The following is an 18,643-nucleotide window of genomic DNA, read 5'->3' as shown; positions in this document are numbered from 1 at the left end:
GGCGCAGGGGTGTACGAGCAGGGGCAATAGCTCAGCGCAAACAATGTAGGAGTGAGCCTGCTCGCGATGGCGGCGGGTCAGTCAACACTGAAGTTGAATGTTTTGGCCGCATCGCGAGCAGGCTCATTCCTACAAAGGGTTGCGCAACAGCTTACTGCGTGGACTTCTGCTTCAGCCGCTCAAGAATCGCGTTGGCGCTGCCTTCGTTCGGCGTGATGCCGGCGTCGCGCAGTTTGCGTTCAAGGTCGTTGCCGCTGGAGGCGTCGGCCAGTTCGTCCGCTGCGCTCAGTTCGGCAGCGCGTTGCTGCTGCTTGGCTTGCAGGCGATTCAGGGTGCCGACGGCGGTCTCGAGTTTGCCGTTGGCGCCGCCGCTGGCAATGGATGCGCTGACCTGGGCCTTTTGCACGCTGTCGCGAGCCTTGGCCATGTCGACTTGCTGGCGCAGGCTCTTGATCCGCGATTCGGCTTTGCTGATGTCTTTGCGCATGTTGTCGGCGTAGGCGCCGAATTCATCGCTGAGCTTCTTCTCGGCAGCGAGGTCGTTGGTCAGGGTCGAAATCGCTTCGGCCACTTCCAGTGCCAGGTCTTCACGGCCGGCATTCAGTGCGGCAACGGCCTTGGCTTCGAGATCCTTGATCTTGGCGTCGTACTCGCTGACGCGGTCGGCGGCCAGTTTGTGTTTGGCCATGATCGTCACCAGTTCGCGGCGGGCGTTCGACAGCGCGCTGTCGGCGTCGCGGATTTCCTGATCGAGGATACGCAGGGCCTGCTGATCGGCGATGGCTTCGCCGACTTCGTTGGCGCCGCCGCGCAGCGCGGTGAACAACTTGCTCCAGATGGACTGAGTCATTGGATATTCCCTGTTGATTACTTGAAGAAGTGTTCGAAGGCTTCGCTGGCGCGCTGCACGTTGTCGACCAGGGTTTTCACCTCGGTGACCACGTTGGTCAGGCTCGAATCAGCGCTGAGGGCGCCGAACATGTTGTAGACGGTCTGCCCGTTGGGCATCGACTCGATACCTATCGACGACAGCGGGAACATCTCGCGGCTGCGCAGCACGGCATCGTTGAACGCCTGGACGTTGCTGATCGAGTCAATGTCCACCAGCACGGTGTCGACGATGATCTGCTGGCCGGCCAGGGCGATGTGAATCGGCAGGCCGCCGAATTCGTTCATTTCCAGCTTGATGCTCGGCTCGGAGCTCTGGATCAGCGACAGCGTGATCTCTTGCGAAGCCACCTCGTCCAGCGCCTTGAGGGCATTGAAGAGGCTATCGATGGTCCAGTTGTTGCCTGCGCTCATGTATTTCTCCGACATGAAAGAGCCAGCCAGGATCGGTTGGCGTAGCTGTTGCTCCATTTGCTTGAGCAAGCTTCGGTTTTCCGGAAGCACCCAAGTCTCGTGTTTCACATAACCGGCTGCGGCCAGGCCTGCGCGCATCTGCTTCATGTAGATGCTCGAGGGTTTTTTCGCTGACGTCCTGGCACGCTCGCCCCTGGGGCTGGCTGCGGCAGGCGTCGGAGTGCGGCTTGTCATGGCTGGAATCCGGTTATGAGCATCTCACGCGTGGGCCACACTACAACCAATGCAAAGTGCCATCAATGACTCACGCGTGAGATTTTCATGACAGACGCAAAAAGGCCCGCAACGCGGCGGGCCTTTGGGTTGTGCAGTTGTTGCTAGGCGTTGCTGTGCAGGAATTGGTCAGTCGAAACGACAGTGGCGTAGGCGAAACTCAGCGCCGACATGAAGGCTGCGTGCACTTGGGCGGCCGGCACCGTCAGGCCATTGAATTCGAGATCACGGCTGGCGCAGGCATCGTGTATCACCGTAACGCCGTAACCCATGTCCGCCGCCGCGCGGGTGATGCCATCGATGCACATATGGCTCATGCTGCCGATCACCACCAGGTCAGTGATGCCTTGTTCGTCGAGCACCGATTTCAGTTCGGTTTCGCGGAACGAGTTGACGAAGTGCTTGAGTACCACCGGCTCGTTGGCGCGGTTGCGCACCTTCGGATGCAGTTCGGCGCCCTCGGAGCCGGGAGTGAAAAACGGTGCATCGTCGGAGGTGAATTCGTGACGAATGTGCACCACGGAATCGCCCGCTTCGCGAAAGGCTGCGATCAGCCGCGCGGCGTTGTCGGCAGCGGCGTCGGCGCCGACCAGCGGCCACTTGCCTTGGGGGAAGTAGTCGTTCTGGATATCGACTACGATGAGCGCTTGCTTGGCCATGGGATTGTCCTCGAGACGGTGATTGGGTGTGGCCTCAGTATTGACGCTGGCCGAGGATCCGAGGATTGGCCGCACCGACAATAGACGGGGGAAAACTGACAATGGCTGCACAAAGAGCCGCCACCGCTGAGCTGGGCGTGCTGATCTACCCCGGCGCGCAACTGGCGGCGGTGCACGGTCTGACCGATCTGTTCGCGGTGGCCAACCGTATCGCCGCCGAGCATCAGGCTGCGCGGTTGCCCGTGCTGCGGGTCAGTCACTGGCAGGTTGCAGGCGAGCAGTTGCCGGCGCGGGTCTATGACAGTCATCCGGGTACCGAGGACGCTTTGCTTGCCGTGCTGATTCCGCCGTCCCTCGGCGGGTTCGATGCAGCGCAGATGACCGCGAGCCTGACGCAATGGCTGCGCGATCAGCATGCAGGCGGCGCAACCCTCGGTGGCGTCTGCGTAGGCTCGTTGATGCTGGCCGAAAGCGGCTTGCTCGACGGGCGCAGCGCCACCACCCACTGGACCTCGGCCCAGGCGTTCGCCGAGCGTTATCCGCACATCAAACTGAAGGCCGACACGCCGATTGTCGACGACGGCGACCTGATCACCACGGCCGGGCTGATGGCCTGGTCGGAACTGGGATTGCGCCTGGTCGATCGCTTGCTCGGCCCGAGCATCGCCACCGCAACCGCGCGTTTTCTGGTGATGGAACACAGCGACAGCGCCAGTGAATGCGGAAGCAATTTCGCACCGATCCTCAGTCATGGCGACGCGGCCATTCTCAAGGTCCAGCACTGGCTGCAAAGCACCGGGGCGACGGAGGTTTCGCTGGCGGCGATGGCCGAGCGCGCGGGACTGGAAGAGCGCACATTTCTACGCCGATTCCGCGCCGCGACAGGCTTGAAACCGACCGAGTATTGCCAGCACCTGCGGGTGGGCAAGGCGCGGGAAATGCTCGAATTCACCAATGGCACGATCGATCACATTGCCTGGACGGTGGGCTATCAGGATCCAGGCGCGTTTCGCGCGATCTTCAAGAAGATCACCGGGCTGGGGCCAAGTGATTACCGCGCAAGGTTCGGCCTGACGCGATAGCCCAGGCAACGATGAACTACTGTAGGAGTGAGCCTGCTCGCGATAGCGGTATCTCATTCAACACGAATGGTGACTGATCCACCGCTATCGCGAGCAGGCTCACTCCTACAGGGAATGGGCTGAGGCGCGGGATCGTGCAATTTGCCGGAGTTTTACCCGCTGTCGTGCAGTTTGAAACAGGCGCGATGCCAGCACTTCGGCGGCAAACACCCGATTACCGGGCGGTTTGTTGAGATCGATGATTGGCCTGATCTCTGCAATTTCCGTGAGTGAACCCATCGACTGATGCAAGGGGAACGCATGACCCCGACACCCAGCAAGAAAATCGTCGTGGCCCATTCGGTGCGTGCCGAGGCGCCGCAACATGAAGTCGAGACCAACAAGGCCCTGGCGCGCTGGCTGGCGCAGATTCTCGGCTGCAAATTCGGCGGCAGTTACGATCCGGCGAAACATTCAGGCCGCGAACTGTACCTGCTGCCGACGCAAACCATCGTCGGCGCCGCCCATGCTCAAGCGCTGGGCATCAAAGGCCCTGATGACTTGTGGGGCGGCTACGTCGAATACGATTTCATCTGCACCAAAGCCATCAGCCACGGCCTGCGCAGCCATCTGGCGCAGGCGCCGCAGGGCTGGTCGCCGCTGTTCTCGGAGCGGGTGCGCAACGTCGTACTTGATGGTCTCAGCGTATTCGCCCTGGAAGATGCGCGGCCCGCCGCCGAGCATCTGCTGTACGCCGGGCCGATTCGCTTGAAGCCGATTCACGCCTGCGCCGGTCGCGGCCAGGAAGTGATCAAGAGCCTCGACGCGTTCGATGAAATCCTCGCGCGCCCCGAAGCACAAAGCTTGTTCAGTGACGGCGTAGTGCTGGAGCAGGACTTGCGCAACGTGGTCACCCATAGCGTCGGCCAGTCGTTTATCGGCGGCAAGGTCTTGAGTTACTGCGGTGATCAATACTTGACCGAGGACGGTCATGGCGAAGAGGTCTACGGCGGTTCGAACCTGCTGGTGGTGCAGGGCGGCTATGACCAATTGCTCGCGCTGGATCTGCCCGATGATGTGCGCCTGGCCATCGAACAGGCGCAGGTATTCGACAGCGCTGCTGACGAAGCCTACCCACGCTTCTTCGCCTCGCGGCGCAATTACGATATCGCCCAAGGCCTGGACGCCGACGGCAACCAGCGCAGCGGCGTGCTCGAACAATCCTGGCGCATGGGCGGCGCCAGCAGTGCTGAAGTGGCCGCGCTGCAAAGCTTCGTCAACGATCCACAGATGCGCGCCATCCGCGTGTCGTCGGTTGAAACCTATATCGATCAGGCGCTGCCGGCGGACGCCATCGAGGTCTATCGCGGCCCGGCGGAAAACAGCGCGTTTCTTCTCAAATATGTGACGGTCCAATCCTATGACGGCTAGAAGCGAAAGCATTCAAATCGACATCGATGACGAACAGATGAGCGGGACTTTTCTCAGTCCCAAATCGAAAGTCCCGGGGGTGTTGTTCGTCCATGGTTGGGGCGGCAGTCAGGAGCGCGATCTGGAACGGGCCAAAGGCATTGCCGGCCTGGGTTGCGTATGCCTGACCTTCGACCTGCGCGGGCATACCGGCGGCACCGGCATTCCCCTGTCCCGGGTGACCCGTGAGGATAATCTGCGTGACTTGCTGGCAGCCTATGATCGCCTGCTGGCGCACCCGGCCCTCGACACCTCGGCGATCGCCGTGGTCGGCACCAGTTATGGCGGTTATCTGGCTTCGATCCTGACCTCATTGCGCCCGGTGCGCTGGCTGGCGCTGCGCGTGCCGGCGCTGTACCGCGATGAACAGTGGCACACGCCCAAGCGCGATCTGGACAAGGCCGACCTGCGCGATTATCGCAATACGCTGGTGCGTGCCGACAGCAATCGCGCCCTGCACGCCTGTTCGCAATTCACCGGTGACGTGCTGCTGGTGGAATCGGAAACCGACGACTTCGTACCTCACGCGACGATCATGAGTTACCGCGCAGCGTGTCAGCAGACTCACTCGTTGACGCACCGGATCATCGATGGCGCCGATCACGCATTGAGTGATCCGGTGTCGCAGCAGGCCTACACGTCGATCCTGGTGGACTGGATTACCGAGATGGTAGTGGGGGAGCGGTTGAGCATTATCCAATCCAGATGATTTTCGGTGGTCTTGCGGACGCTATCGCGAGCAGGCTCACTCCTACTTTTGGAATGCGTTCCCCCTGTAGGAGTGAGCCTGCTCGCGATTGCAATTTCCCATTCAACAACTCTCTCAGGACGGTTTCTTCTCAATCCGCAGCGCCTTGGCCTTGGCCTCCACCACCAGATACATCACCACCGTAATCAGCAGCGGCAACAGAAAATAAATCGCCCGATACGCCAGCAATCCCGCCACCAGACTGCCGCGCGACGCTTCGTGCTGCAGCAGCGCGACAAACACCGCTTCAAGGACACCCAGCCCTGCTGGAATGTGCGTGATGACCCCGGCGATCGCGCTGATCAACAGCACGCCCAGCACCAGCGGATAATCCAGTTTGCTTGGCAGCAAAGTGAAGATCACCGCCGCCATCAGCGACCAGTTCAAGGCGCCCAACAGCAATTGCAGGACCGCCATGCGCAGCGACGGCAGGTTGATTTCCACGCCGCGTATCGACCACTCGCGGCGCTTGGAAAACTGACACGCCGCCAGGTACCCGGCACTGACCAACAGCAACAACGCACCCACCAGTTGCAGCGCGTCACTGCTGAGTTTCCAGCCTGGCGGCATGCGCACCAGCCCACTGCTGAAGACTACGCCGGCGATGGTCATGTAGCCGAACCAGTTGGTCGCCAGGCTCAGGCCGAGGATCTTGGCAATGTTGCCCTTGCTTACGCCGAGCCGGGAATACAGCCGATAACGCATGGCGATGCCGCCGACCCAGGCGCTGAGGTTGAGGTTGAAGGCGTAGCTGATGATGCCCACCGGCAGGATCTGCTTCCACGTCAGGTCCTGACGAATGTAGGTGCGGCCGATCAGGTCGAAACTGGCGTACACCAGAAAGCTCAGCAGGGTCAGGCTGGCAGCGATGATCAGCGTGCGCACCTTGAAATCGGCGAGGGTTTCCAGCACCTCGGCCCATTCGATGCGCGTGGCGAACATCGTCAGCAGGACGATCAGCGCGAGGAAAAACAGGAGGGTCAGCGGACGTTTCCAGCGGCTCCATTTCGACGGCGCCGCGGGTGCCGAATGGCTATCGGAATGGACTTCGGAATGACTCATGGACGCGCACCTCGGAAAGGCTTCAGACGCGGTTTATGCGCCGGCAGCCAACCGGCCATGGCCGGGAAGTGCCGCAGGAAGTGGAACACCAGAAAGCCCACAGTCATGTGCCAGATCCGTCCACGCGGCAACAGCTTGGCGTCCATGGCCTTGCAGTGGTTCTGGCTGAGGTCTTCGAGGCGTTCGTACAGGTGCTGATTGAAGGCGCGGTCGCGGATGAGCACGTTGGCTTCCAGATTCAGCGACAGGCTCAGCGGGTCGAGATTGCTCGAGCCCACGGTGCTCCAGTCATCGTCGACCAGCGCGACTTTGCCGTGCAGCGGGCGTTGGCAATATTCATGAATCTGCACGCCGGCGCGCAGCAGATAATCGTAGGTCATGCGCGCTGCCAGTTTCGCGACGAGCATGTCCGGCTGGCCCTGCAGGATCAGCCGCACATCGACGCCTCGGCGGGCGGCGTTGCGGATTTCGCGCAGCAAACGGTAGCCGGGGAAGAAGTAGGCATTGGCGATGATCACCCGGCGCTTGGCCTTGCGCAGAACCTGCAGATAAACGTCTTCGATATCGGTGTTGTGTTGATCGTTATCGCGGAACACCAGCCGTACCTGGCCGTCGTGATCGGTGAAAGCCATTTCCGCCAGACGCTGGCGCCGGCGCTGCCACCAGAACCGCGCGCGTCCCGGACGACCGCTTTGCAGCAGGGCGAAGTGATGGATATCGGCGACCACGGGGCCCTGGATCTCCACCGAATAATCCTGCTTGGCTTCAGGGCCGAAATCGGCCAAATGATCGCCGGAAAAATTGATCCCGCCAATGAACGCGATCAAACCGTCGACCACCACGATCTTGCGGTGCAAACGGCGAAACCAGTTGGTGCGGATGCCCAGGTGCTTGGGCGCTGGATCGAAGATCTGCAGATGCACGCCGGCATCGCTCAATGCTGACAGATAGCCAGTGCTCAGCTCGCCGCAGCCGAAGCCGTCGAGGCTGACCGTGGTGCGCACGCCACGCTGGGCGGCTTCGATGAGGATCTGCTGCAACTCGGCGCCGACCTTGTCTTCGAAAACGATGAAGGTCTCCAGCAGAATTTCGCTCTTGGCCGCGCGCATCGCTTCGAACACGCGGGGGAAATATTCCTCGCCGTTCTCCAGCAGTTCTACGCGGTTGTTGCTGTGCCATTGATACTCGACGTCAACGTGGCCGGGCTCGCGCACCGGCGGGTTCAGCGTGACCGGTTCGACGGCGGATTTTTCCAGTGGCGCACTGTTCATAGTTCAATCTCCACCGATAACGGTGCGTGGTCGGAAAGGTGCGACCAGGGCCGGTTGGTCAAAACTTTCGGCCGGCTGGCCTTGAGGTTGCGCACGTAGATGCGGTCGAGCCGCAGCGCTGGCAGTCGCGCGGGAAAGCTGCGCGCCGGTTTGCCGTGGTGTTCGGCGAATACTTCGCGCAGGCCACACGGCTTGAGCTGCGCATCGGCGCGCTGGCGCCAGTCATTGAAGTCGCCGGCGACAATCACCGGCGCATCGGCGGGCAATTCGGCGAGACGTTGCAGCAGCAGATCCAGTTGTGCATTGCGATGGCTTTCGCGCAGGCCCAGATGCACGCAGATCGCATGCACCTCGGTGCCGTCTCCGGGCAGGCGCAGCACGCAATGCAGCAGGCCACGGTTTTCATGGCCGCTGATCGACACGTCGAGGTTGTCGTGGCGGATGATCTGGAATTTCGACAGCAGTGCATTGCCGTGGTCGCCGGCCGGGTACACCGCGTTGCGCCCGTAGGCGAACTGCGGCCAGAGGCTGTCGGCGAGGAATTCGTATTGCGGCATCGTCGGCCAGTTGTCGTAGCGTTTCGGATGCTGCTCGTGGGTGCCGTGGACTTCCTGCAGAAACACCACGTCGGCGGCGACGCTGCGCACCGCTTCACGCAGCTCCGGCAGAATGAAACGCCGGTTCAGCGCGGTGAAGCCTTTGTGGGTGTTGACCGTCAGGACAGTGAAGGTACGCACCGAGGGTGAGACCACGGAGCCTTCGTCGGTAAAACCGACCGGTTCGGGAATGCTCATGACAGAACTCCTTCAGCGGCGACTTGCCCGGGAGTTGTGGCGAGGTCTTTGTCGAGGTCGAAGCGCTGCAACAGATTGCGGGCGTCGTAGGGCGCGCGGACTTTGATGTCGTTGTCGAAGTAGCAGAACACTTCACGGGATTTGCGTGCGCGGGGTTTCAGGCGTGGGGCTATCAGATGTGCGTCCTCCGGCTGTTTGCCGTGATGCCAGGCGTCGATGCGCTCGGCCCAGCGCTTGAGTGCTTGTTCGGAATAGCCGCTGGCGTAGAGCTCTTCAGCACCGTGCAGGCGCAGATAGACGAAGTCGCTGGTGAGGTCTTCGCGGTACGGCCATTTGCCGGCGGTGTCGGCAATGACCAGTGCGGTGTTGTAGCGTTTGAGCAGGCGCACGAATTGCGGGTCGATGAAACTTTCATGACGGATTTCCACCGCATGGCGCAGCGGCTTCTTGCGCCAGGCTTTGACGCTGGCATGGCCGGGCAGATGCGAATCGTGCTGGCGGGCGAGGGCGGCTGCGGCTTGGGTATCGTGGGGCAGTTGCGCAAGAAACTGGTCGAAGCGCTCGGCGTCGAATTTGAAGTTCGGCGGAAACTGCCAAAGGATCGGCCCGAGTTTTTCCTTCAGCTCCAGCACGCCTGAGGCAAAGAAATTCGCCAGCGGCTTTTCGATGTCGCGCAGGCGGCGCACGTGGGTGATGAAGCGCGGCGCCTTGACGCTGAATACGAAGTCATCGGGGGTTTCGGCGTACCACTGGGCGTAACGTTCGGGTCGTTGCAGGGCGTAGAACGATCCATTGATTTCAATGCTGTTGACCGCGCGGGAGGCGAACTGCAATTCGCGCTTCTGCGCCAGTCCCTTCGGGTAGAAATCCCCGCGCCACGGGGCGTAGCGCCAGCCTGAAATACCGATGTGAATCGTCGCCATCCCATCCTCCCGTAGAAAGTCCTCGTGTTGCCGATGTTCTGTGATGACTGCGCCGGGGGCGGGAAAGTTTCGGTGGTGTTACGGACGGTCGCCTGTCGTGATCGCGTTTAAAGCAAAGATCAAAAGCTTACCCCCTCACCCCAGCCCTCTCCCCCAATGGGGCGAGGGGGAAGGGAGCAGATCTTCATGTCTCCTGAAATCGCGTACGACTGTGAAGGGAGCAGATCTTCATGGTCTTCAGGACTTGAGTCCGACTCAAGACGTGCAGTTGGTGAGTTTGGTCATGCAACTCGGTCGGCTCCCTCTCCTGGGGGAGAGGGCTGGGGTGAGGGGGCTCTTGAACTTGCCGCGCAATTACCGATCAGTTCCTTACAGGTTGTTCAGCCACGGGAGACCGGAGTTTTGCGCAATTTCAGGATCGCCATTCTGCTGGGAGCGCTGTTGTGCTTCGGCGTCAACACATCGCAGGCCGCCGCGCTGCCGGGCGTTCCGGCTCCCGCTGACACGGCGGAAAAGCCCGCCGAACCGGAACCGCTGGTGCAGGGCGGTCTGCTCGGGGCGATCAGTTCGAGCATTGACGACGTGCAGGAAAAACTCGACCTCAATGAACATCTGGTTGATGCCTGGCGCCTGCGTGCCGACCGCGCGGCGGATGAGGTCGATCGGCTGGTCAAGCAGCCGTCGAACCGTTCGGGCTGGAGCGTGGCCGGGGATTTCCTCACGCTGTCGGGTGTGTGGCTGGGCAGTTTCGCCCTGTTGACCGTGCTTGGCAGTCTGCTGGCCAAGCGTCTGCGCGAAGGGCGCTGGTTGCGCACTCGCCAGCGCAGTCAGGACCTGCTCGGCTATGTGCTGCCGTACACCGTGCCGGCACTGATCTGCCTGCCGCTGACGCTGTATGTCAGCCATTTTCTTCAAGGTTCGGTGGGGCGCGCGCTGGCGCTATGTCTGGCCTACGCCACCAGCAGCGGTATCTTTTCCACGTCGATGTTGTTGTGCGTCGTGGTGATGTTCAACGTCGGCCACAAACGCACCGCCGCGCGAATCATCCGTGAATACTGTCCGCGACCGCTGTTCCTGATCGGTTTTCTCGCTGCTCTCAGTGATGCCCTGACCAGCCCGCAGATCGCCCGGCAACTGGGCGGCAATATCACCAGCAGTATCGCCGTGTTCACCGGGCTGATCGCCTCGGTGATTTTCGGTTTGCTGGTGATCCGCCTGCGCCGGCCGGTGGCCCATCTGATCCGCAATCGCCCGTTGGCCCAGCGTTTGAAACAACCGTCGCTGCAAGAGTCGCTGCGGATATTTTCCGGGTTGTGGTACTGGCCGATCGTGCTGATGGTGCTGGTCTCGGCGGTCAGTCTGATCGGCATCGGCGAGGACAATCAGAAAGCCCTGCGCTGCGCCTTGTTCACCACCGTGCTGCTGATCGCCACAGTATTTCTCAGCACCGTGTTGCAGCACCTGTTCAAGTCGCGCAAGGCCGAGGCGCTCCAGCGCAGCAGTGCCTACAAGGAACGCTTTCTCAGCCTGTTGCACGCGTTGCTGCGCATCGTCATGGCGATTGTGTTCATCGATATTCTCGGGCGGATCTGGGGCGTGTCATTGCTCGATTTCGCCCAGAGCAGCACGGTGGGCCGGGCGATCAGCAATGCCTTGAGCAGTATCGGCCTGATCTTCCTGGTGACGTGGTTGCTGTGGGTCGTGCTCGACACGGCGATTCAGGAAGCGCTGAAACCGCCGGTCAGCAAACGCGCGGCACGCCAGCCGAGCACGCGGGTGAAAACCATCCTGCCGTTGTTGCGCAATGCGATCAAAATCATCCTCGTGGTGATCTGCGCGATCACTACCATGGCCAATCTTGGCATCAACGTCGCGCCGCTTCTGGCTGGTGCCGGTGTGGTCGGTCTGGCGATCGGTTTCGGTTCGCAGCAACTGGTGCAGGATGTGATCACCGGGCTGTTCATCATCATCGAAGACACCCTGTCGATTGGCGACTGGGTGGTGCTGGATTCCGGCCATGCCGGCACTGTCGAAGGCTTGACCATCCGCACCCTGCGCCTGCGTGACGGCAAGGGTTTTGTGCACTCGGTGCCATTCGGTCAGATCAAGGCTGTGACCAACCAATCACGCCAGTTTGCCTTCGCGTTTTTCTCGGTGCAGTTCACTTACGACACCGACGTCGACAAGGCCATCGAGCTGATCCGCGAGGCCGGCGATTCGATCCGCGAAGACCCGTTCCTCAAGTACAACCTGCAAGGGCCGCTGGATGTGTTCGGGGTGGACAGGATGGATCTCAACGGCGTGGTACTGACGGCGCAATTTCGCACGGTATCCGGTGGGCAATATGCGGTGAGCCGGGCGTTCAACCAGCGCTTGAAGAAGCTTGTGGATAACACCGCGAATGTGCATTTTGCGCAGACTTATCCACAGCAGGTCTTTTTGCCGAAGCGGCAGCAGGAGGGGGCGGTGGTGGCGGCTGAGGTGCCGCAGGAGTCGCGGACCTGATCTGAGCTCTGCGTTGAATGTCCCGGCCTCATCGCGAGCAGGCTCACTCCTACAGGGTAATGCATTCCAGAATGTAGGAGTGAGCCTGCTCGCGATGGCGCCACAACAGACGCCCTCAATTGCGGATCAACTTCCGGCCTATCTGCTCCATGGCCACTTGATCCAGTTCCACCCAGATCTGCTGTTTGCCGGCAATCACAGCCGCCACGGGCACGCCATCGCGATACACCAGCCGATTACTCACCAGCGCCGGCACTTTCACCCCGGGCAACAGCGTCCCCGCCAGGTTCAGCGGATCAACTCCACATACCGCCACCAGGCTGCCGTCCTGCGGGCGCCGGCGCACTTCGCGCAATAGGGGAATCGCCTCCGGCAGCGCGAATTGCTCGCCCGCCAGACCACTGACAAAGCGCCCGCCACGAATCTCGCCCCGCGCTTCCAGTCGATGGAAGGTGCGCAGCAATTCCCGCCAGCTCGGCAGCCAGTCTGCTTCTCGTTCCAGCAAGCGCCAGAACACCACGCCGTAGCGGCGCAGCAGGGTCATGGCCACATGTTCGAGCGTCTCGGCTGTGTCTGCTGACGAACCACGGCGCAGCAACGCCCAGCGCCCGGCATCGTCCATCCCGCCGATAAACGCGCCGCGCCCGCGTCGACTGCTGCGCTGCTGACGCTTGCTTGCCGGGGTGATCAGCGCGCGCAGGCCGGCGAAGCTGTCGGCATTCACCAGCCCGGCGGCGACCAGTTCCTGCAGGGCGATTTCCAGTTCGCTGCGCAGCAGGCGCGCTTCATGAATCAGCTCATCAAAAAACAGCGCGCCATGCTGACTCAGCGCCTCGAAGACTTTCTGCGTTTTCAGCGATAACTCACTCACTGGGGTTTGCTCAGCCAGCGCACTCCACAAACCCACCTGACTGCGCGGCAGCAGGACAATCGGCGTGCTGCGCAATGCCGAGCCGCTGACTTTCTGTCGCGCGCTGATACGCGTCCACACCAGTTTGCCGTTGCGGCACAGCTCATCCAGCCAGCTCGGCGAATAGTCCTTGAGGCGTGCCGGCAGGATGTCGCTGTCCCACGCCGAAGCTGCCGCCGGGTAACCTTCGAACTGGCCGACAATCGCTGGCAACACTGCGCTGCCCTGACCTTGGGTGGTCGGTGACAAATGCTGCCAGTCGAATAGAAAGCGCGTGAAGTCCTGCAACGCCACCGGTTCGATTTCCCGACGCAGGCGCTTGACCGTGTAGCGATGGATGCGCGCGAGCAGATGGCGTTCGCACCATTCTTCAATCGCGCTGTTCGGCGTGAACTGCCCGCGCAAGACGTAACCTTCACGCTCCAGTCGGGCGAGGGCCTGACTCACTTGCGCGGCGGGCAGGGCGAGCGGCTCGGCAATGGCTGGCAAAGGGGTCGGCCCAAAGGCACCGAGGCGGGCGCGGATCACTTCGACCAGCGCTTCATCGAATGTCCACGCCTCGTCGAATCCGGGTAGCGCCACTGCTGCGCTCGCCAACGTGGCCTGTGGATAAAGCGCCTGCAGGCAACTCAAGCGTTCGCGGGCCAGCCATAACTGGTGCTCGGCGTCGATCCGCAGTAGGCAGGCGCGCCCGCTGGCCATCAGCGCGTGCAACCAATCCAGCCAAGCCGTGTTGGCTCGCGCTTCGGCGTCACTGATGCAGGCAAGGCTCATCAGTGCTTCGTGCATTTCATCCATGGAATTGGGCGACGGCCAGGCTTCTTCGCGCACCGCCGTGATCGCATCGGCGTCCAGCGCGCCGAGGTCGTCGGTCGATTGCGGATCGCTCCAGCGCCGGTTGATCACTGCTTGCGTGCGCCGTTCTTCCAGCGGCGCGTCATCAAGAAACGTGTAGGGCCGGGCGCTGAGGATTTCCGCCGCCAGCGGCGACGGTGCCGGCAGGTCGCGGCTGATCAGCCGCACCTCGCCACGCTCCATGCGCCGCAGCAGGGTCAGCCAGCCTTCGCTGTCCATCGCTTCGTGCAGGCAATCGTCGAGGGTCTGTTCCACCAGCGGGTGCTCGGGGACTTCGCGCTCGCCGGCGAGGTTTTCCAGGCAGGCGATCTGGTCGGGAAACACGCTGGCGATCAGGTCTTCGCTTTTCATCCGTTGCAGCTGCGGGGCGACTTTGCGTCCGCCGGTAAAGCGCGGCAACGCCAGCGCCACCCCGGCATTCCAGCGCCAGCGCACGCCGAATAACGGCGCATCGAGCACGGCCTGAATGAGCGTGTGTTCGGCGCTATTACTGTGCAGATAACGCCAGACTTCATCAAGCTCGAAGCTGTGACTGGTGGACAGCGACAGCACGATCGCGTCTTCGCTGGCGGCGGCCTGCAACTCGAAGTTGAAGGTGCGGCAGAAACGCTTGCGCAGGGCCAGGCCCCAGGCGCGGTTGATGCGGCTGCCGAACGGCGTATGGATGATCAGTTGGGTGCCGCCGGACTCGTCGAAAAACCGCTCCATCAACAGCGTGTCCTGCGAGGGCAGGGCGCCGAGGGTTTGCCGCGCGCGAGCGAGATATTCGACCAGTTGCTCGGCGCTGGCGAGGCTGAGGCCAAGTGTCGCGGTCAGCCAGTCGAACGCCGGTTGCAGATTACCGGGGCTGGCGCTGAGCAGCTCATCCAGATGCCCTTGCAGGCGCGCGACGGCGGCCGACAGTTCATCGCTGCGCCCCGGGGCTTCGCCGAGCCAGAACGGAATGGTCGGTGGCATGCCCTGCGCATCCTCGACGCGGACCTTGCCGCTCTCCACCCGCAGGATGCGGTACGAAGTATTGCCGAGCTGGAACACGTCGCCAGCGATACTTTCCACAGCGAAATCTTCGTTGACGCTGCCGATGCTCAAGCCCTGCGGTTCGAGCAGCACGCTGTAGTCGGCGTTGTCCGGGATGGTGCCACCACTGGTCACGGCGGTCAGTTGCGCGCCGCGCCGGCCGCGCAAAGTGCGATTGACGACGTCGCGATGCAGGTATGCGCTACGGATGCCCTGACGGCCGTTGTACCCTTCGGCGAGCATGCTCAGCAGGGCCTGATAATGTTTTTCGTCGACATCGCGGTAAGGCCAGGCGCGACGGAACATCGCCAACAAGGCGTCCTCCGACCATTCCTTGCAACTGACTTCGGCAATGATCTGCTGCGCCAGCACGTCGAGCGGTTTTTCCGGGATGTGCAGCGTATCGAGCTCGCCCCGGCGCACGCAGTCGAGCAGAGCGGCGCACTCGATCAGGTCGTCGCGGGTGGTGGCGAACAGACGGCCCTTGGGCGTGCCGCCGACCTGGTGGCCAGAGCGGCCAACCCGTTGCAGAAACGCGGCAATCGAACGCGGCGAGCTGATCTGGCAGACCAGGTCGACTTCACCGATATCGATGCCCAGCTCCAGCGACGCGGTGGCGATCAGTACCTGCAACTCACCGCGCTTGAGGCGCTGTTCGGCGTCGAGGCGAAACTCCTTGGCGAGGCTGCCGTGGTGCGCCGCCACCGCCTGCTTGCCGAGGCGTTCGCTCAGATGCCGGCTCAGGCGTTCGGCGAGGCGTCGGGTGTTGACGAAAATCAGCGTGGTGCGGTGCTCGCGAGCGAGTTCGGCGAGGCGGTCATACACCAGTCCCCAGACATCGGTGGCCATCACCGCCGACAACGGCACCGGTGGCACCTCGATGCCCAGGTCTCGTGGGCGGGCGTGGCCGATGTCGACGATTTCGCAGGGGAGTTCGTGACCGACCAGAAACTGTGCCACCGCCTCCACCGGTTTCTGCGTGGCGGACAGGCCGATCCGGGTCAGCGGCTCGGCGCAGAGTGTTTGCAAACGCTCCAGGCTCAAGGACAGATGACTGCCGCGCTTGCCGGCGGCCATGGCATGGATTTCGTCGATGATCACCGTGCGCGTGGTGCCGAGCATCTTGCGCCCGGATTCCGAGCCGAGCAGCACGTACAGCGATTCCGGCGTGGTGACCAGAATGTGCGGTGCGTTCTTGCGCATGGCGGCGCGATCTTTTTGCGGCGTGTCGCCGGTGCGTACGGCGGTGGTGATCGTCAGCTCGGGCAGGCCCAGTTCGCGCAATTGCGCGGTAATGCCGGCCAGCGGATTCTGCAGGTTGATCTGGATGTCGTTGGACAGCGCTTTCAGCGGCGAGACATAGACCACCAGGGTTTCGGCGGGCAGGCCGTCGGGGTGTTCGAGGCCGCGGTGCACAAGCTCATCGAGCACGGCGAGAAACGCGGTCAGGGTTTTCCCCGAGCCGGTGGGCGCCGCGATCAGCGTCGACCGGCGCTGCTGGATCAACGGCCACGCACGGGCCTGAGCGGCGGTGACCGCCGGGAAAGTCTTGCTGAACCAGGCGCTGACGGCGGGGTGAAAGCCTGCCAGAGCGCTGTTGGCGGGGAGGGGCAGATTCATGACAGAAGTTATGCGGGCGGGGGCGGGAAGATGCAAGTACCGTTCGGACCCCTTCGCGAGCAGGCTCGCTCCCACCTTGGAATGCGGTCCCCTGTAGGAGTGAGCCTGCTCGCGATAGCACCAGTGGGGGCGATACAAATCCCGGCATCTACACTTTACGGGTGACGGTTGCGCACTAAACCCGCAAAATGCAACGATTCCGGCAATGATCGACCACGGCGCCACGCGTGCCGTCGTCAAAGCCATCGTTCCAATCAGACTGGGCCTGCTGACTCTATGCGAATGCGCCTTATGTTACTGGGCGGCGGAAATGCCCTTGGGCAGGCGCTGATTCGCCTCGGTGCGGAAGAAGACATCGGTTTCCTCGCCCCCCGCCCGCCCGAAAACGGCTGGGATGCCGCGAGCCTCACACAACTGCTCGACGACACCCGTCCCGATGCGTTGATCAACCTCGCCTACTATTTCGACTGGTTCCAGGCCGAAAGCGTCAGCGAAAGCCGCATGACCGGCCAGGAACGCGCCATCGAGCGTCTGGCCGAACTGTGCCAGCACCACAACATTGTCCTCGTGCAGCCGTCGAGCTATCGGGTATTCGACGGCTCGCGGGCCACGGCCTACAGCGAAAAAGACGAACCGGTGCCGCTGGGCCTGCGCGGTCAGGCCTTGTGGCGCATTGAACAGAGCGTGCGTGCGACCTGCCCGCAACATGTGCTGCTGCGCTTTGGCTGGCTGCTCGACGACAGCCCCGACGGCACTCTCGGACGCTTTCTCGCCCGCGCGGAAAAACCGGAAGAATTGCTGCTGGCCGATGACCGTCGCGGCAACCCCACGCCGGTCGATGACGCGGCGCGGGTGATCATTTCCGTACTCAAGCAACTCGACTGCGCCGCGCCGCTGTGGGGCACTTACCATTACGCCGGCCACGAAGCGACCACGCCGCTGGCGCTGGGCCAGGCGATTCTCACCGAAGCACGCAGCCTGCACGCGCTGGCGATCGAAGCACCGACTGCGCAGGCACACGCCGCGCGCCCGGATGCTGCCGAAGAGCCACAACATGCAGTACTGGCCTGCAAGAAAATTCTCCACACTTTCGGGATCAAGCCGCGCGCCTGGCGTGCCGCCCTCCCGGGCTTACTGGACAGGTTCTACCGACATGGCTGAAGGAACGGTTTTAATCACTGGCGGAGCCGGATTCATCGGTTCGCACCTGACCGATGCCCTGCTCGCCAAGGGCTATTCGGTGCGCGTGCTCGACGATCTGTCGACCGGAAAACGCAGCAACCTGCCGCTGGACAATCCCAAGGTCGAATTGCTGGTTGGTGACGTTGCCGATGCCGCATCGGTGGCCCGCGCCATGCAGGGCTGCAGCGCTGTCGCGCATCTGGCTGCCGTGGCGTCGGTGCAGGCCTCGGTGGACGATCCGGTGAAAACCCACCAGAGCAATTTCATCGGCACCCTGAATGTCTGCGAAGCCATGCGTCTGGCCGGGGTCAAGCGTGTGGTGTACGCCTCCAGCGCGGCGGTGTACGGCAACAATGGCGAAGGCGAGTCGATCGACGAAGACACCCCGAAAGCCCCGCTGACGCCGTATGCGTCGGACAAACTGGCCGGTGAGCAGTACTTCGATTTTTATCGTCGCCAGCATGGCCTGGAGCCGGCGATTTTTCGCTTCTTCAACATCTTCGGCCCACGCCAGGATCCGTCCTCGCCGTACTCCGGGGTGATCAGCATCTTCAGCGAACGCGCCTCCAAAGGTTTGCCGATCACCGTGTTTGGCGATGGCGAGCAGACCCGCGATTTCCTGTATGTCGGCGATCTGGTCGATTTGCTGGTGCAGGCGATTGAAAAGCCCGAAGTGCAGGAAGGCGCGGTCAACGTTGGCTGGAATCAGGCGATGAGCCTCAAGCAGATGCTCGAAGCGTTGAAGTCGGTAGTCGGCGAGCTGCCGCCCGTGAGTTACGGGCCGGCACGTTCGGGTGATATCCGCCATTCACGGGCGGATAACCGACGCTTGCTGCAGCGCTTTGAAATGCCGGCGCAGACGCCGATGAGTGTGGGCTTGGCGCGGTTGCTTGGGCGCTCCTGAGAAGCCCCTCACCCTAGCCCTCTCCCAGGGGGAGAGGGAACTGACTGAGGTGTTTGTGAGAAGTACGCCGACCTGAAATACCGAGCC

At 62.3% G+C, this 18,643-nt stretch carries 14 protein-coding genes; 6 read left to right on the top strand and 8 right to left on the bottom strand.

What is annotated here, in order from left to right:
- Positions 1-151: 151 nt before the first annotated feature.
- The 3 genes from LIS66_RS23880 to LIS66_RS23870 all read right to left on the bottom strand — a co-directional run bounded on the left by LIS66_RS23880 (position 152) and on the right by LIS66_RS23870 (position 2,234).
- Positions 152-850: a PspA/IM30 family protein gene (locus LIS66_RS23880; RefSeq protein ID WP_227973167.1), complete on the bottom strand. Its 699-nt coding sequence runs from the start codon at positions 848-850 to the stop codon at positions 152-154.
- 17 nt (positions 851-867) lie between these two features.
- On the bottom strand, positions 868-1,449 hold the full coding sequence (locus LIS66_RS23875; protein ID WP_227973166.1) for a YjfI family protein: 582 nt from the start codon (positions 1,447-1,449) through the stop codon (positions 868-870).
- A 230-nt stretch (positions 1,450-1,679) separates the two neighbouring features.
- The gene (locus LIS66_RS23870) at positions 1,680-2,234 is read right to left on the bottom strand and encodes a cysteine hydrolase family protein (protein ID WP_042610644.1); all 555 of its coding nucleotides are present in this window, start codon (positions 2,232-2,234) and stop codon (positions 1,680-1,682) included.
- A gap of 101 nt (positions 2,235-2,335) precedes the next feature.
- Here LIS66_RS23870 and LIS66_RS23865 point away from each other — a divergent pair, with 101 nt between their 5' ends.
- The 3 genes from LIS66_RS23865 to LIS66_RS23855 all read left to right on the top strand — a co-directional run bounded on the left by LIS66_RS23865 (position 2,336) and on the right by LIS66_RS23855 (position 5,474).
- Positions 2,336-3,316 (top strand): GlxA family transcriptional regulator, encoded by a 981-nt coding sequence (locus LIS66_RS23865; protein WP_227973165.1) that lies wholly within the window; start codon positions 2,336-2,338, stop codon positions 3,314-3,316.
- A 300-nt stretch (positions 3,317-3,616) separates the two neighbouring features.
- Positions 3,617-4,726 carry a DUF3182 family protein gene (locus LIS66_RS23860; RefSeq protein WP_116658405.1) on the top strand — a complete coding sequence of 370 codons (1,110 nt, stop codon included), beginning with the start codon at positions 3,617-3,619 and terminating at the stop codon, positions 4,724-4,726.
- Positions 4,716-5,474, top strand: coding sequence for an alpha/beta hydrolase family protein (locus LIS66_RS23855; RefSeq protein ID WP_083353669.1), 759 nt, complete (start codon positions 4,716-4,718; stop codon positions 5,472-5,474). Before LIS66_RS23860 ends, LIS66_RS23855 begins: the two co-directional genes overlap by 11 nt.
- 114 nt (positions 5,475-5,588) lie before the next feature.
- Here the strand turns inward: LIS66_RS23855 and LIS66_RS23850 are convergent, their stop codons facing one another.
- From LIS66_RS23850 to LIS66_RS23835, 4 genes are read right to left on the bottom strand one after another with little or no spacing between them, the layout of a single operon-like run.
- A complete protein-coding gene (locus LIS66_RS23850; RefSeq protein ID WP_227973164.1) occupies positions 5,589-6,575 on the bottom strand; it encodes a lysylphosphatidylglycerol synthase domain-containing protein in 987 nt (328 codons plus the stop codon).
- Positions 6,572-7,846, bottom strand: coding sequence for a cardiolipin synthase ClsB (gene clsB / locus LIS66_RS23845; RefSeq protein WP_042610639.1), 1,275 nt, complete (start codon positions 7,844-7,846; stop codon positions 6,572-6,574). Before clsB ends, LIS66_RS23850 begins: the two co-directional genes overlap by 4 nt.
- Complete coding sequence (locus tag LIS66_RS23840; protein WP_042610638.1) at positions 7,843-8,640, bottom strand: endonuclease/exonuclease/phosphatase family protein; 798 nt, start codon at positions 8,638-8,640, stop codon at positions 7,843-7,845. Before LIS66_RS23840 ends, clsB begins: the two co-directional genes overlap by 4 nt.
- The gene (locus LIS66_RS23835) at positions 8,637-9,563 is read right to left on the bottom strand and encodes a DUF72 domain-containing protein (RefSeq protein ID WP_116658404.1); all 927 of its coding nucleotides are present in this window, start codon (positions 9,561-9,563) and stop codon (positions 8,637-8,639) included. Before LIS66_RS23835 ends, LIS66_RS23840 begins: the two co-directional genes overlap by 4 nt.
- A 402-nt stretch (positions 9,564-9,965) precedes the next feature.
- Between LIS66_RS23835 and LIS66_RS23830 the strand changes: the two genes are divergently transcribed.
- Positions 9,966-12,068, top strand: a complete 2,103-nt coding sequence (locus tag LIS66_RS23830) for a mechanosensitive ion channel family protein (protein WP_227973163.1) — start codon at positions 9,966-9,968, stop codon at positions 12,066-12,068.
- Between the two features lie 115 nt (positions 12,069-12,183).
- On the opposite strand, the gene LIS66_RS23825 is transcribed toward LIS66_RS23830, so the two are convergent.
- Positions 12,184-16,470 carry a DEAD/DEAH box helicase gene (locus LIS66_RS23825; RefSeq protein WP_227973162.1) on the bottom strand — a complete coding sequence of 1,429 codons (4,287 nt, stop codon included), beginning with the start codon at positions 16,468-16,470 and terminating at the stop codon, positions 12,184-12,186.
- Between the two features lie 276 nt (positions 16,471-16,746).
- Here LIS66_RS23825 and LIS66_RS23820 point away from each other — a divergent pair, with 276 nt between their 5' ends.
- The gene (locus tag LIS66_RS23820) at positions 16,747-17,631 is read left to right on the top strand and encodes a sugar nucleotide-binding protein (protein ID WP_042610634.1); all 885 of its coding nucleotides are present in this window, start codon (positions 16,747-16,749) and stop codon (positions 17,629-17,631) included.
- The gene (locus LIS66_RS23815) at positions 17,624-18,556 is read left to right on the top strand and encodes an NAD-dependent epimerase/dehydratase family protein (protein WP_227973161.1); all 933 of its coding nucleotides are present in this window, start codon (positions 17,624-17,626) and stop codon (positions 18,554-18,556) included. Before LIS66_RS23820 ends, LIS66_RS23815 begins: the two co-directional genes overlap by 8 nt.
- Positions 18,557-18,643 lie beyond the last annotated feature (87 nt).

Origin of the sequence: Pseudomonas sp. HN2 (assembly GCF_020736465.1) — a bacterium.
Lineage (GTDB): Bacteria > Pseudomonadota > Gammaproteobacteria > Pseudomonadales > Pseudomonadaceae > Aquipseudomonas > Aquipseudomonas moraviensis_A.
This window is presented reverse-complemented; position numbering and strand designations above follow the sequence as displayed.

Bases quoted from the DNA above. Each gene is read 5' to 3' on its own strand.
- LIS66_RS23880 (WP_227973167.1), bottom strand. From the start codon at position 850: ATGACTCAGTCCATCTGGAGCAAGTTGTTCACCGCGCTGCGCGGCGGC.
- LIS66_RS23875 (WP_227973166.1), bottom strand. From the start codon at position 1,449: ATGAAGCAGATGCGCGCAGGCCTGGCCGCAGCCGGTTATGTGAAACAC.
- LIS66_RS23870 (WP_042610644.1), bottom strand. From the start codon at position 2,234: ATGGCCAAGCAAGCGCTCATCGTAGTCGATATCCAGAACGACTACTTC.
- LIS66_RS23865 (WP_227973165.1), top strand. From the start codon at position 2,336: ATGGCTGCACAAAGAGCCGCCACCGCTGAGCTGGGCGTGCTGATCTAC.
- LIS66_RS23860 (WP_116658405.1), top strand. From the start codon at position 3,617: ATGACCCCGACACCCAGCAAGAAAATCGTCGTGGCCCATTCGGTGCGT.
- LIS66_RS23855 (WP_083353669.1), top strand. From the start codon at position 4,716: ATGACGGCTAGAAGCGAAAGCATTCAAATCGACATCGATGACGAACAG.
- LIS66_RS23850 (WP_227973164.1), bottom strand. From the start codon at position 6,575: ATGAGTCATTCCGAAGTCCATTCCGATAGCCATTCGGCACCCGCGGCG.
- clsB (WP_042610639.1), bottom strand. From the start codon at position 7,846: ATGAACAGTGCGCCACTGGAAAAATCCGCCGTCGAACCGGTCACGCTG.
- LIS66_RS23840 (WP_042610638.1), bottom strand. From the start codon at position 8,640: ATGAGCATTCCCGAACCGGTCGGTTTTACCGACGAAGGCTCCGTGGTC.
- LIS66_RS23835 (WP_116658404.1), bottom strand. From the start codon at position 9,563: ATGGCGACGATTCACATCGGTATTTCAGGCTGGCGCTACGCCCCGTGG.
- LIS66_RS23825 (WP_227973162.1), bottom strand. From the start codon at position 16,470: ATGAATCTGCCCCTCCCCGCCAACAGCGCTCTGGCAGGCTTTCACCCC.
- LIS66_RS23820 (WP_042610634.1), top strand. From the start codon at position 16,747: ATGCGAATGCGCCTTATGTTACTGGGCGGCGGAAATGCCCTTGGGCAG.
- LIS66_RS23815 (WP_227973161.1), top strand. From the start codon at position 17,624: ATGGCTGAAGGAACGGTTTTAATCACTGGCGGAGCCGGATTCATCGGT.